Origin of the sequence: Microcystis sp. LE19-131.1A, assembly GCF_027532015.1 — a bacterium.
Classification (GTDB): domain Bacteria; phylum Cyanobacteriota; class Cyanobacteriia; order Cyanobacteriales; family Microcystaceae; genus Microcystis; species Microcystis ichthyoblabe_A.
Genome location: NZ_JAPZSS010000230.1, coordinates 1 through 13,152 on the forward strand (window position 1 = coordinate 1; position 13,152 = coordinate 13,152).

Consider the following 13,152-nt stretch of genomic DNA (forward strand, 5'->3'; position numbering starts at 1 on the left):
AACCCTTATAGAGAAAAACGTTTGGCAATTTTTGTCAATTGTTTTTGATCTAGAGCGAACTAATCAATTAAATGTCTTGCCAGATAAGGATTTAGTCGATTTATGCCACCCTATCGAACCATAACAAGTAACGAAGAGCCAAATATCATGGACAGTTAACACTTGATTTTCTATGACATAAGGCGGTGAAACATAGACACCGACTCTTAACTTAGGCGAGGCTTGAACAGGAAGAGCAATCAAGAGTAATCCCCCTATCACCGAACCAATTAAAGAATGAATCATAACAGGGATGAAATCTAAGGATGCAAATAAAAAGCTGTACCTAAAACGGCATATAAAATTAACAATAAAACTCCTTCTAGCCAATTAGACTGGCCATCGGAACTGATAGAACTGGTGATGAGAACTGCCGCCGTAGCCGCAAACATACCAAAAACGTTAAATTCTAGGGAGAGAGGAGTCGGGAAGAATAGGCTCACTAGAACTAAAATTGGAGCCACAAATAAAACCACCTGCAAAGTCGAGCCAATAGATACCGCCACCGTTAAATCCATCTTATTTTTGAGGGCGGTTGTCACGCAAGTAATGTATTCCACGACTCCGCCAAATAGGGGCAGTAAAATAATACCTGTAAATAGCTCGGTCCAGCCTAATACTTTTACCGTCTCTTCTAGACTCCCCACCAGAATTTCTGAAATGACCACTAGAGCAACGGTACAGATGAGCAGAATTGTGACGGGTTTTCCAAATTTTGCCAAGCCGCAGTCTCGCGTAGCGAGCGCGTTGCGACCGCTGACTGGCTGAGGCTGATTTTCTCTTGCTTCTAGCGCATTTAATCCTTCCACATCTTGCTGAGACTTAAGGGAGAAAATGAGGCTTAATCCATAAAAAATTAGCAACAAAATAGCAGCCGCATAGGAAAAGTTTTGGATGGCAGCTTTCGGCAAACCGTCGGAAGTAAAGTGAATGGCACTGGGAGTCAGCAAAACTAACACAGAAAGCAGCAAGGAAGAGGCATTGAGGCGAGCAATTTCTGGCGCAAAATTTTGTTGTTGGAAGCGCAAGCCTCCTAACAACATTGCCAACCCCAATCCTAAGAGCAAATTGGCAATAATCGCCCCTAAAATACTCGCCTTGACCACCTCGACTAATCCGGCCCTAAGCGCCACTACTGAGACGACCATTTCCGTTAAATTGCCAAAGGTGGCATTGAGCAGACCGCCTAGGGTCGGGCCAATAATGGCGGCAATGACTTCCGTTGCTTCAGCAATGAAGGCCGCTAGGGGAACGATCGCCAAAGCAGAGAGGACAAAGACGAGGACGGGTGATAACTTCAGCCACTCAGCAGCAAGAGTGATCGGCACGAAGATCAGCAGCAAGAGCAAAAATTTGTTTTTAGCTGACATGGGGGGGTCCTCTTAACCGTCTTGGGGTACTTGAAGAGGTGAACCCAGTTGAGGCGGAGATGTCCAGTCGATTTTCTTGCCAGCGATCGCACCTAAGCTCCGACCGATCTCTGCCCCCGCTGCACCAGCGACTAACTTGCCGATCGCCCCTCCGACCAAAGCACTTCCTGTTTCCCCGACAAAACTACTCCCTGTCTTGATCGTCCAATCTCTCACGTCTGTCTGTGCGGGCGAGGCTTCCTGAGACGGCTTTCCTTGCCGCTCGACTTGTTGATTTAAGGCAACTGCCGTATCTTCTCCTAACTGTCCCCCTAAAACCTCTCCAGCCAGAGCGCCTACCATGCCGCCCGCCGGCCCGGCGATGACCGTCCCCACAATTGCGCCCCCCGCAGTCCCCAGGGTTTCAGCGAGCTTCTCGCCGCTTTTCTTGCTCAGGTGTTCTGCGATCTTGATGGGATTTGCTCCCGCCTGAGCCTTGTCTGGCTCGGGGTGGACAATTTCGTGGGTGACATCATAGCCTAACTTTGCTCCGGTAGTGCTGCCAGCAAAAGCACCCACTTGAGCGCCCAAAACCGCCCCCCCCGGTCCGAGTGCCGAGCCGATCGCCCCGCCGATCATTCCACCGGCCACTTGTCCCGCCGACATCCCTAGAAAAGCACCACCCACGGCCGCCGGATCCACTGCTTGGCTGATCTGGCCGGCGATTTGCCCGGTGGCTGAGACGACGGACTCTGCGGTTGCCGTTGCCGTTTGCAGGGCGGTTTGCCCGACTTGATTGGCTTGTTCAGCCAAGGGTTTGACCGCCGACCTGGCCGTTTCCACGAGAGCTTGGCCAGTATCTTGGGTGGCTTTGAGGAGGGGGTTAGCGGCTTCAAGAACGGAGTCGCTTGCTGTCTGCCATTGCTGGGCGGCTGCTTCCCCTGCGGTTTTTGCCGCCTTTGCTATCTGGTTCGCCATACGCTGCGCAGCAGCTAGGAAATCGGCGGGATTGTGAGTAAATTGTTCCCCTGCTGAGGCTGATGAATCTGGATTGGCCATTACTTTTATCCTCCTGAGATTACCCCAGAACTATCGGGTTGGGTAATTATTCAGCAATTTCCACTTCTGTGGGTGCCTCGGGCTTGGCTGAACTCTTGGCAGTCCTAATTTCTGCCTCGGCTTCTGCTACCAGATCATTCCAGGACTCACTGGCTTCAGCCACAGTTTCTTGCACCTTCTCAAACGTTTCTAGTCCCCATTTAATGCCACTTTTGGTGAGGTCGCGGCCGGACTCTGCTAGAGACTTTCCTACCTCTGGATTGCCCAAGGCACCAATGAGAGGGGCGAGAGCCAGAGCTGCTGCCCCAACGCCCAGTGCCGCCACTGGCTCGATGCCTAACAACAAAGCTTCTAAATCCATAATCACTAATTTACTATCTCTATACCGCTCGATCGGCTATTTTCACTAACAGTTTAACCTGCATTATTGACTAATTGTCCAAAACTCGTTCAAGTTGACTACGCCCCTGCCTGGGGGGTGATTTTTTCCAGGTCTGCCCGCTGCCAGGACCACCATTCCTCTCCGACTTGTCCGCCGATAGCACCGCCGATGACTCCCCCAAAAAGAGAGCCTAGCGGTCCCTTGCAGAGAGCCACCCACCACAAAGCCGGCCATGCCTGTTGAAAGTTTCGCCAATCAATTCAGTGGCACCCCGCTCTAGAGTGGTTTGCAGGGACTCGGCGGGGTTCTTTGCTGGCACTGGCCAGCGTTGCGCTGCCGCTCCTGTGCCGGACAGATAGCGCACGGTTTCGCCCTCTAGCTGGCTGCCAACTGTTCGCCCGACGGCACTGCCTACCCCCGCACCAGGAATTAACCCCAACGGACCCAACAGCACCCCGCCAGCGACCGCTCCCACGCCGAATCGCATTACCCGGCCGACGGAAGAGCCGATGAGCTTGCCCCCAACTTCCTGAATTTTTCCAGTAACTGTCGCTTCCGAGAGGATTCCTTCCCCGGGCGAAGTGGTGTCACCAGTTACCAGCCTCACAGCACCAAAGCCCGTGGACGGGAGTGAGTTGTTGGAGTAGTTGACAGAACTTTTCTTGAAAGGCTTTTTCGGTTATGCCCTGGGGATCGTAGCAGACGACGATCGAGTTGATCGCTGGAGTCAAGCGAACTTCCCTGACGGCTGCCAGGGACAAAATCGAGGTGGACAGGGGTTCGTGCAAGGAGGGATAACATCTCAGCCAAGCCAAGCGCACCCGTAGGCGGCCCGGGGTGGAATGGACGATTTGGAGAGCGCTTTCTCGAATGGCTGGGTTGCACTGGCCGCCCACTTGTTCAACGTTAATCATCTTAATTAGGAGCAAGCTAGGAAGCAGAAATGAGACAGGAGCAAGAAGGGTGTTCCTGGTAGCAGGGGCAAGATCACCCCGGCAATTCCTATGATCAAACTGGCGATGGCGATCGCCTTGAGAATTTCTTTTCCTATTCCTTCATATCCAGTCAAAAAGTTTTGCAGTTCCCCAGAGAACTGGTCCCAAAAACTCCCTAACTCGGCTTCTACGGCTTCTAGAGCGGTAGTTGACAAGAGGGCGAGGGAATCGGCCTCTTGAACGATTGCTAAAATTGCCGCCTGCTGTTCGGACTCCGAACTGGGGTGACTCTGATAGTTGATGATCGCGCAACTTGCGGCCGGGTTGATGCGGACTTCCCCAATCCAAGGGAGGGACTGGAGGGCATAAGTCAGTTTCTCGCTATATGTGGAATCTCCGGCCAGTTTGGGGATGCCCAGGCGAAGGCGCCCCGGCAGCGAGTGCAGCACTTGGCAGTCAATTTTTGGCTGGTGGGCGATCTCGCGTAGCGAGCGCGTTGCGACCGGCAGGACTTGAGCATTGCTTACGTTAGACTGAAGGTTTAATTCAAGGGTTGCGAGTGCTGGAGTCATTTTCTTTTCTTGCTTTCTCTACCGATCGGGATGGTCAAACATTGCTATGTCCAACTTTAAACCAAATTAATTCAGTTTGACCTTTTAGACTAAAGGGTTTTTTGATACCCTAGAAGTGATCAAATAGCAAGGTAATCATGGAAGAGTTACTATTATTGGGCGCTGGGGCTGTAGCTGTCTTAGTTGTTGCTCCCATCGTCGGGGCGGCTGTCAACCCTGAACTAGGTAAATCCATCTCAGATTCTGGTCGCGACTTGATTAAAGGTGGCCTTAAATTTGGCATGGAAACGACGGAAAAACTGCAAAGTTCCTTTGCCGAAGCGACCGAATCGTGGAACGATCTCGTGGCCGAAGCTAAATCGGAAGTCGATACTAGGAAAGCTGCTCCGCAGCCACCTCGGGAAGTAGAAATTATTTCCGAAAGCTAACTTGAGTCCGAAAATGCCGACTGACCGACAACAATTGCCTACCCGGTGTCAGACATTGAGTTGCCAGTTGTTCGAGGATATTCAGCGGCTCTCTCCTCTGTTAGTCGGGCGACTCCTCTTGTCCCTGACAGCTTATGCACTCTGACTGCTTTACGCCCTATTCACGCAGCAGGCAGCGGACGCAATACTGGCAGGGAACTTGAAAAACCAGATGTAGCAGATTTTCGCTTTTGGCCTTTGTTTCATTCCTTCGGTAAAACCTCGGTTGGCGTTGCTGATTTAGGGTATGATTAAGGGAGAAGGCAAGCTACCAAGAATAACCCTTATCAAGCGCAGAAATTATGCAATGTCCTGAATGTTAATCCGATCATATCAATAAAAATGGTTATAAAAAAGGAAAACAGAACTATATTTGTGTGAACTGTGGAAGACAATTTACAGAGGTTTATAAACCCCAGAGAGGTTATTTTTGAAGAAATGAAACGGGAATGTCTGAAAATGTATGTTAATGGTCTGGGTTTTCGAGCCATTGAAAGGGGTAAAAACGTTCATTTGCTTATGTCCTTTAATCACATCTAGTCAAATTTTCTTGTCCAGATCTACGACCGTTGTTATGAATTCTTTATGTCCTTTTAAGTTACTAAATTCATCTAGGCTTATTCGTTCTGGTGCTTCCCACTCTTCCTTTTCTAGTTCTTTAGCACAGTGATTAAATATTAACTCAACTTCTTCCTATCCTAACCCTTCTTCTCGACTTATTTCTTCGATACTAGAATTTTTTACTCTCTCATAAATCATCGATTCATAGCGGATTGTATGATGCTGTCTTAATCTCATAAAACTCAGTCTTTCGCTGATATACTTTTGGCACTTTTGACAATGAAACTGGCGGCGTGGTACTTCTAAATATACCGGATTGCCTAATATTGACAAATCTCTGACTAGATTGTACTCTGTCTGATTGATTCTGTCCAAGGTTTGATGGCAATTCGGACATTCAATTGTTTCATTTAAAAGAGCAAGCTTTAGGAAAATTGTCTCATCAATTTTTTGATAATTGACCACTGTTACATTTGGTAAATCGAGGAGTTGATCAAAATTTATCCACATAACCCACCTCCTGTCCTGTATTATCATTATACCATGCTCACACAGAACCTAGAAGAGCCCAGCAAGGTTCTAAAGTTGATAAATATCAATCTGACAAAAGCTCAAAGTCTTAGGATACAAGCTTTACAAGCATGAGTTGTTGATAGTTTTACATGACAGGTTCGGTAGAGCCTGAAAACTATAAATTATTAACTAAAAATTTTGTATCTCCTTCAGTCACCCCTATTTAAACCATAAAATTAGAGTTATCTTTATGTTTGCCACTGATAAATACTTAGAATTATTAAAGCAATACCCGCCTCGTCCTATTCACAATGAGGAAGACTTAGAAATGATGCAGGAGGTTATTAATCGCCTTTTAGACAAACCCCAATTAACGGTAGAAGAAAGGGAATATCTAAATGTTTTAGGGTCTTTAATTTATGAGTACGAGGAAAATCAAGAGCCAATACCTGATATTTATGGACTTGAATTGTTGAAATTCATATTAGAGGAAAGAAACCTACAAAAGCAAGATTTGCTATCTATTTTTGAAAGCAAGTCAACCCTGGATGATATTTTTGATGGCCTACAAGAGTTAACTCCTATCTACATTCAAAAATTAGCCAATTTTTTAAATATATCTCCTGATTTATTTTTTCCTAGTTAGTCATAAAAAATGCGTGAGACAGTTAGGCTTATTTCCTGTCTTAACGCATAGGTTAACGGACTAAATTAAAGCCTGATAACGCCCCAAAGCCAGTAGAGGAAAATACTGCTGATAGAAATGATATTTCAGGTAAAAATGACAGGGAAAACCTGTACCGGTGAAGTAATCTTCATCCCATGTACCATTTTCTTTTTGGGTAACAAGAAGATAATTAACGCCCTTTTCAATCACTTCTCGCTGATAATTGCCGGTGACTTTCCCGACGGCTAATAAACCGATTAATGCCCAAGCAGTTTGGGAAGCGGTACTATTTCCCTGTCCTTTAAATTTAGGGTTATTGTAACTAAAACAGGTTTCACCCCAACCACCATCAACATTTTGACAACTGCTTAACCAATTGGCTCCTTTTTGCAATTGATGGCGATATTTATTCGGTTCCAGAAAAGCCAAAGCAGATAATGCCCCACTGGTTCCATAAATATAATTTACACCCCAACGACCAAACCAACTACCATCAGCTTCCTGTTCTTTTTCCAGATAATCCAAAGCTTTTTTAACTCGATTTTCCTCCATTTTAACATCACAAGTGCCTAACATTTCTAGAACTCTGGCAGTCACATCAGCCGTATTAGGATCGATCATTGCTTTTAGATCGGAATATGGCAAAGAATTAAGCCAGTTTTGATCGTTATCGATGTCAAAAGCTCCCCAACCACCAGCTTTACACTGCATAGTAGCCATCCAATTAACTGCCCGTTTCATCACAGCTTTTTTAATATTTTCATCGGGCATTTTAATTAACTCTAAAGCCATCACCACCACTGCCGAATCGTCTAAATCGGGATACCAGCGATTATCAAATTCAAAAGCCCAACCCCCGGGGGTTCCGATTTTATTTTTAATCGCCCAATCGCCATAATCAAGAATTTGTTGATCGATTAACCATTGTCCCGCTTTAATCATAGCTGGATGAGCGGGATTTAGACCGGATTCAATTAGCGATCGAATTACCCAAGCCGTATCCCAAACCGGCGACACACAGGGCTGTACACAATAGGTATTATCTGTCTCAATGGCAAAATTATCCAGCGCTTTTAAACCGCGGGCAACAATCGGATCGTAAACATCATAACCTAGGGCTTTTAAAGCTAATAGGGAATTTAACATCGCCGGGATAATTCCCCCCCAATCGCCTGTGTCTTCCTGTCGTTCAATTACCCATTTTTCCGCCGCTTTCAGACTTTCTTGACGGAAGGGAACTAAATCAGTTTTTTCTGCCCATTTAAACAGCCCATCTAACCAGAGGAAAACATCCGCCCAATCGTTATTTTTTGGTAACTCATACTTGACATTATTCACCCCTTCTGTATAGAGTTCATCGAGATTAAAACCCATTTTATACACGGGTTTTTTGTCGAAAACAATTAATAAAGGAACCGTACTTCCCCGCGCCCAACTGGACATTTCATAGATAGTAAAAGGGAAATTTTCCGGCAGTAGCATAATCCAAGCGGGGATAGAGGGAACCCCCTGCCAATCGTAACAACCAATTAAAGCGAGGTGCATTTTGGTGAAAATGCGGGTTTTGCTGATGCCACCTTTAGCTAAGATAAATTCTCTAGCTTTTTCTAAAGCAGGATCATTAACAGGAATTCCCAATAGTCGCAGCCCCATGTAGGCTTCCACAGTGGTGCTAAGATCGCCACCATCCCCATAAAATAACTCCCAAGCGCCGTTAGGACACTGTTGCTGACGCAGATAGGTGGCTGCTTTGTCTAGGGGGCGTTTTTTGTCAGTTTTCCAGATTTTGTGCAGTAAAATTGCTTCTGAGGTGATGGTGACATTAGATTCTAATTCTGCCCACCAGTAACCCTCAGAGTATTGGGTAGAAAGTAAATAATTTTGAGAAAGTTTGATCGCTTTCGCTGTTTTAGCGGCTATTTCGGTGATTTTTTCCTGAATCTGCATTTTTTCCGTTCGACAACCTCTAGGGACCACCAGTGCAAATAAGATAATCTTATTTACAAAGTTTTTAATAAGTAGGTAAAAGATAGGCTTTTGTTCCCAAAGAATCCAGTAAAGGAATCTGCTTTAGTTGCCACTTTCTTTTTTCTTTTCACTGATTACTGTTTACTGATTACCGATAACTGATCAAGTACCCCCACCCCCCTGAAGACAAAAAGGGTACGAAACTCGCACCCCGCCAGATTGATCTTCATTTAACTTACTTTTTCTTTTTGCCTTTAGCGGGCGGATTATCCTGCGCTGCCGGTTCCGGGGCTTTTTCCTCCACTTCCGGGGCTGCTGCTACGGGTTCCGGGGCTTTTTGTCCCATTTGGGCGGCTACTTCAGCGGCGAAATCCGTTTCTTCTTTCTCGATCCCTTCACCTAGTACAAAGCGTTGGAAACGACGCACCTGAATATTTTCTCCTAAAGCAGCGATCGCTTGCTTGAGCAATTCGTCAATACTGATGTTCTGATCGCGGATAAAGGGTTGATCGAGCAGAGAAAGTTCTTTCAATCGTTTTTCAATGCGGCCGGCCACGATTTTTTCTTTGATATTATCGGGTTTATTGGCTAAATCGTCCCGTCCCATCTCAATTTCTTTTTCTTTGGCGGAGATTTCGGCGGGAATATCGGCCACTTTTACATATTCGACGTTAGGACAAGCGGCAATCTGCATCGCCACGTCATTAACCAATTTTTTGAACTCCTCGCGACGGGCCACAAAATCGGTTTCACAGTTCACTTCCACTAAAACACCGATGCGGCTGCCGGTGTGGATGTAACTGCCGATCATCCCTTCTGCCGCTACCCGACTGGCTTTTTTCTCGGCGGAAGTAATCCCTTTTTGACGCAACCATTCGATCGCTTTGGTTATATCCCCCGCGTTTTCCGTCAGCGCCCTCTTGCAATCCATCATGCCGGCGCCGGTCTTTTCCCTAAGTTCTTTAACCTGTTGTGCTGTAATTTCCGCCATAAAATTCCTAACCTACTGCTTATAATTGATCATGCCACGAGAGGGGCAGGTTTTACTGATCGATAGGTCCGGAAAGTTTCCCCCCGAACCTAGCCGCGATCAATAGCTAATTTTCCCTAGTTATCGTCGTCTCCACTGGCAAATTCGGCGGCGTATTGGGAATAATCACCTTCTTCCTCGTACTCGGTTTCATTATCGTAGTCTTCCTCGTATTCTTCCACCGCTGCTTGACCACCGCGACGACCTTCGATGATCGCATCGCTAATTTTGCCTAAAATCAGTTTGACTGAGCGAATTGCGTCATCGTTGGCGGGAATTGGCACATCTACTAAGTCAGGATCGCAGTTAGTATCCAAGAGGGAGATGATGGGAATGCCCAATTTTTGGCATTCTTGGATAGCGTTGTATTCCCGACGCTGATCCACTACGACGACTAAATCCGGCAGCCGGCGCATGGTTTTAATGCCACCGAGGTATTTTTCTAGTTTGCCCAATTCCCGACGCAGTACCGATGCTTCTTTTTTCGGTCGTTTATCGAGGGCGCCGCTATTTTCTAATTCTTCTAATTCTTTGAGTCTTTCTACCCGGCCGCGAATGGTTTCCCAGTTGGTTAACATTCCCCCTAACCAGCGTTGGTTAACGAAGTGGCTACCGCTGCGTAAAGCTTCCTGTTTAATGATTCCTGCTGCTTGCCGCTTCGTACCGATGAATAAAAAGCGTTTACCGCTATCGGCTTCTCCTCGGACAAATTCGTAAGCTTCTTCGATTAATTGGGCAGTTTGCACCAAATCAATGATGTGAACCCCATTCCGGGCAGTGTAGATGTACTGAGACATTTTCGGGTTCCAACGGCGCGTTTGATGGCCGAAGTGAACCCCAGACTCTAGCAATTCTGCGAGAGAGACAACGGGCATATTTTTCTCCTTTTCGGGTTTATCCTCCATCTAGGGCTGGATTTCTAGATTCCTAGAAACACCCGATCGCCTAGATGTGCGATTTTTGACAACTTTTCTAGTCTAACACGAAAGGGCGCAATTGCATACCCGTAAATATTGGGTACTGAGGGCTTGCTACTGCAATTCCTCAAGTTTTTTCAAAACCGCTTCTGCATGGGCTTTTACCTTGACATTTGACCAAATATAGGCAATATTTCCCTGGGGGTCGATCAGGAAAGTGGATCGTTTAATCCCCATATATTCCTTGCCCATAAATTTTTTTAATCCCCAGACTTGATAAATTTCCGCCAGTTGATGTTCGGTATCGCTCAATAATTGAATAGTTAAATTGTGTTTTTCAATAAAACGACAGTGGGACTTGGCTGAATCGGGACTAACTCCTATAATTACCGCGTTTAATTGCTGAAATTGCGGCGACAAAGCGGTAAAATCGATCGCTTCTGTGCTGCAGCCCGGAGTGTTATCTTTGGGATAAAAATATAAGACCAACCACTGACCGGCAAAATCTGCTAATTTACTAATTTCGCCTCTTTGGTTGGGGGTGGCAAATTCGGGGGCTTTTTGTCCAACTTCTAGGGTCATTTTTAGGAGTGTAAAGGCAAGAGTAAGAAAGGAGCGAGGGAGAGTGAAAGCAATAGCCAGACTTGATAGTTAAATCTGGGAAGTTCGGGGTTTTCTGACTCGACTAAAGCATCGATTCTCTCTAATAAACGATTATTTAAGGAATGATCATTGAGAGCGACACAGCAACTATCGGAGAAACTTATTTCCGCTACTTGATTAACTTTTTCTGCCACTAAAAGCAGCGATTCAGCTAATAGTAAATAATCCACTTGTCCGGAAGCGTACTTATCGGCGCGTAATTCCCGCAAGAAGACCAATTCTGACCATAAATTCTCGCTATTGGGCAGCCAAGAAGACATTGATCGCAACCAACCTAACCAGAAAAACCAGAAGGTGTCATGATATTCTTGGTGAGCTTGTTCGTGGGCTAAAACTGCTTGTAAATGTTCTTGATCTAAGAGATTTAATAATCCTTGCGTCACAATTAATTCCGACTTCCAGAAGCCAACTCTGGCACTGTAGGGAAAATCCACTGCTAAAACTCTCGCTTTCTGAGCGGTGATTTTTTTGAGGGGATAACTGCTAAAATCCCGATGGGTTTGCCAAGTTTGATAGGAAAGTTTTATCAGGCAAAATAGAGCAAAAACTAGCCAAATTATGGCACTAAAGTAACTAATTAGACTGGAGTTATAGCCCAACATTTGCCCACGATAGCCCATACAAACCACCGATATAACTGTCATTAACAGCAGCAAAGGAGGAAAGAGAAAGAAAAATAGCGTTATCTGCCAACGACGCTGATAGCTAGGCAGAAACCAACGTAAACCAATGGCGATAGTTAATGCTAGTAATAACATTGAACCGTGCATTAGCTTTCTCTCCGTTGTTGACGCAGGGTATCTAAACGAGATGCGATCGCTTTTAATTGTTCGACACTAGCAGTATCGAGACTATCGGCAAAAGAAGCCACCACATCCGCATTACCAATAGCCAAAAAACGATGTAATTGTTCGTAGGCTTTAATTGCCTGTGCTTGTTCCTTAGAAACCATCGGTTTCCAGTAGAAAATCCGACCCTGTTTATAACAACTTAACCAGCCTTTATTAGTTAAACGACGCAGTACCGTAGTCACAGAAGTATAGGCCAGATCTCGTTCTGGATCCGCTAAAATGCGATCGTGGACATCCTTAACGCTAACGGGTTCCAATTCCCAGACAATATTGAGAATTTCCGCTTCTAGGGGGCCCAGGGATAACTGTTTTGGTTGATAGGTCGGCAATTGAGCCATAGTCACACAGAAATGAAGATTACTTTCCTGATCATAGCGGCGGATATCGATCGCCTGATAAAATAGCAACGATCCTTTATATTGTCTTTATGTCCACCGAAACTAATTTAACCACAACTACGGGCGCTGATGCCATTGATGTGGCGATCGCTAATGGCATTGATTTTGATGGTTCCCCAATTCCACCGGCAAAATTGGAACTTTATCACCGGGTAATGGGTTTGGAAGCAGGACGACAAAGAAGCGGGGTTTCTAACACGATGAGATCGCGAATTGTCCGCATCGGGGCCAAACATATCCCCCAAGAGGAATTAAATCAGCTGTTGTTAGCCGCCGATTTTGCCCCTCTCAAGGAGAAAGAAATCGCTTTTTACCTATAATGTCGGCTTTTCATCTCTCGGTTTCACCTCGGAGATGAAAAGTTCCGCCAGCATAGAACAGCGAAGCACGACTAAGAATAACTCTAATCTATAGTTGCCAATTTAACTTTAGTATGCTAGAGTAGTTTGCGTGGTAGGTCGATAACGCAAAATGTTTGTTTTAGAGTACAAGCTTAGAGGAAAACCATCTCAATATCAAGCCATTGATGAGGCTATTCGGACAGTACAGTTTGTTCGGAATAAATGTCTTAGATATTGGGAAGACAATAAAGGTGTAGGACAAAAAGATATTTATCGATACACAACTCAATTAAGAAGTGAATACCCTTTTGTTCAAGACCTTAACTCTACAGCTTGTCAACAGGCTTGCGAACGGACTTGGACTGCTATTCTTAGGTTCTATAATAACTGTAAGAACAAAATTGCTGGTAAGAAAGGATATCCTAAATACTCTAAACGTA

15 protein-coding genes and 3 pseudogenes are annotated in these 13,152 nt (G+C 45.6%); 5 read left to right on the top strand and 13 right to left on the bottom strand.

Features of this window, described 5'->3' with window-relative positions:
- Positions 1–299 precede the first annotated feature (299 nt).
- The 6 genes from cax to O9323_RS16755 all read right to left on the bottom strand — a co-directional run bounded on the left by cax (position 300) and on the right by O9323_RS16755 (position 4,336).
- The gene (gene cax / locus O9323_RS16730; RefSeq protein WP_149108053.1) at positions 300–1,409 is read right to left on the bottom strand and encodes a calcium/proton exchanger; all 1,110 of its coding nucleotides are present in this window, start codon (positions 1,407–1,409) and stop codon (positions 300–302) included.
- Between the two features lie 12 nt (positions 1,410–1,421).
- Positions 1,422–2,447, bottom strand: a complete 1,026-nt coding sequence (locus O9323_RS16735; RefSeq protein WP_149108054.1) for a cell envelope biogenesis protein OmpA — start codon at positions 2,445–2,447, stop codon at positions 1,422–1,424.
- Between the two features lie 46 nt (positions 2,448–2,493).
- Positions 2,494–2,808 carry a DUF5132 domain-containing protein gene (locus O9323_RS16740; protein WP_002753402.1) on the bottom strand — a complete coding sequence of 105 codons (315 nt, stop codon included), beginning with the start codon at positions 2,806–2,808 and terminating at the stop codon, positions 2,494–2,496.
- Between the two features lie 211 nt (positions 2,809–3,019).
- Positions 3,020–3,283, bottom strand: a complete 264-nt coding sequence (locus tag O9323_RS16745) for a hypothetical protein (RefSeq protein WP_149108055.1) — start codon at positions 3,281–3,283, stop codon at positions 3,020–3,022.
- A 133-nt stretch (positions 3,284–3,416) separates the two neighbouring features.
- Positions 3,417–3,743 carry an HMA2 domain-containing protein gene (locus tag O9323_RS16750; RefSeq protein ID WP_002753398.1) on the bottom strand — a complete coding sequence of 109 codons (327 nt, stop codon included), beginning with the start codon at positions 3,741–3,743 and terminating at the stop codon, positions 3,417–3,419.
- A 5-nt stretch (positions 3,744–3,748) separates the two neighbouring features.
- Positions 3,749–4,336: a DUF454 family protein gene (locus O9323_RS16755; protein ID WP_002753397.1), complete on the bottom strand. Its 588-nt coding sequence runs from the start codon at positions 4,334–4,336 to the stop codon at positions 3,749–3,751.
- 137 nt (positions 4,337–4,473) lie between these two features.
- On the opposite strand from O9323_RS16755, the gene O9323_RS16760 reads away from it, so the two are divergent.
- Both O9323_RS16760 and O9323_RS16765 read left to right on the top strand, forming a co-directional pair.
- Positions 4,474–4,764 (top strand): DUF5132 domain-containing protein, encoded by a 291-nt coding sequence (locus tag O9323_RS16760; RefSeq protein ID WP_002753396.1) that lies wholly within the window; start codon positions 4,474–4,476, stop codon positions 4,762–4,764.
- Between the two features lie 371 nt (positions 4,765–5,135).
- A pseudogene (locus O9323_RS16765) lies at positions 5,136–5,316 on the top strand (IS1/IS1595 family N-terminal zinc-binding domain-containing protein); the annotation flags it as partial.
- Positions 5,317–5,346: 30 nt separating this feature from the next.
- Here O9323_RS16765 and O9323_RS16770 read toward each other — a convergent pair.
- Positions 5,347–5,874: pseudogene (locus O9323_RS16770) on the bottom strand (transposase family protein); the annotation flags it as partial.
- A gap of 253 nt (positions 5,875–6,127) precedes the next feature.
- On the opposite strand from O9323_RS16770, the gene O9323_RS16775 reads away from it, so the two are divergent.
- The gene (locus O9323_RS16775) at positions 6,128–6,523 is read left to right on the top strand and encodes a helix-turn-helix domain-containing protein (RefSeq protein WP_016515243.1); all 396 of its coding nucleotides are present in this window, start codon (positions 6,128–6,130) and stop codon (positions 6,521–6,523) included.
- A gap of 60 nt (positions 6,524–6,583) precedes the next feature.
- Here the strand turns inward: O9323_RS16775 and shc are convergent, their stop codons facing one another.
- The 6 genes from shc to O9323_RS16805 form a co-directional block, all read right to left on the bottom strand.
- Positions 6,584–8,491 carry a squalene--hopene cyclase gene (gene shc / locus O9323_RS16780; RefSeq protein ID WP_193979151.1) on the bottom strand — a complete coding sequence of 636 codons (1,908 nt, stop codon included), beginning with the start codon at positions 8,489–8,491 and terminating at the stop codon, positions 6,584–6,586.
- Between the two features lie 256 nt (positions 8,492–8,747).
- A complete protein-coding gene (gene tsf, locus O9323_RS16785; RefSeq protein WP_287734982.1) occupies positions 8,748–9,503 on the bottom strand; it encodes a translation elongation factor Ts in 756 nt (251 codons plus the stop codon).
- A gap of 116 nt (positions 9,504–9,619) precedes the next feature.
- Positions 9,620–10,417 (bottom strand): 30S ribosomal protein S2, encoded by a 798-nt coding sequence (rpsB, locus tag O9323_RS16790; RefSeq protein WP_002734382.1) that lies wholly within the window; start codon positions 10,415–10,417, stop codon positions 9,620–9,622.
- A gap of 156 nt (positions 10,418–10,573) precedes the next feature.
- The gene (bcp, locus tag O9323_RS16795) at positions 10,574–11,041 is read right to left on the bottom strand and encodes a thioredoxin-dependent thiol peroxidase (RefSeq protein WP_002777265.1); all 468 of its coding nucleotides are present in this window, start codon (positions 11,039–11,041) and stop codon (positions 10,574–10,576) included.
- 2 nt (positions 11,042–11,043) lie between these two features.
- Complete coding sequence (locus O9323_RS16800; protein ID WP_002731557.1) at positions 11,044–11,892, bottom strand: M56 family metallopeptidase; 849 nt, start codon at positions 11,890–11,892, stop codon at positions 11,044–11,046.
- On the bottom strand, positions 11,892–12,380 hold the full coding sequence (locus tag O9323_RS16805; RefSeq protein ID WP_002753379.1) for a BlaI/MecI/CopY family transcriptional regulator: 489 nt from the start codon (positions 12,378–12,380) through the stop codon (positions 11,892–11,894). The genes O9323_RS16800 and O9323_RS16805 overlap by 1 nt, the downstream gene beginning before the upstream one ends.
- 20 nt (positions 12,381–12,400) lie before the next feature.
- Between O9323_RS16805 and O9323_RS16810 the strand changes: the two genes are divergently transcribed.
- Together O9323_RS16810 and O9323_RS16815 are read left to right on the top strand one after the other, a co-directional pair.
- Positions 12,401–12,691, top strand: a complete 291-nt coding sequence (locus O9323_RS16810) for a small RNA NsiR4-regulated ssr1528 family protein (RefSeq protein WP_002732452.1) — start codon at positions 12,401–12,403, stop codon at positions 12,689–12,691.
- Positions 12,692–12,842: 151 nt separating this feature from the next.
- Positions 12,843–13,152, top strand: a pseudogene (locus tag O9323_RS16815) (transposase); the annotation flags it as partial.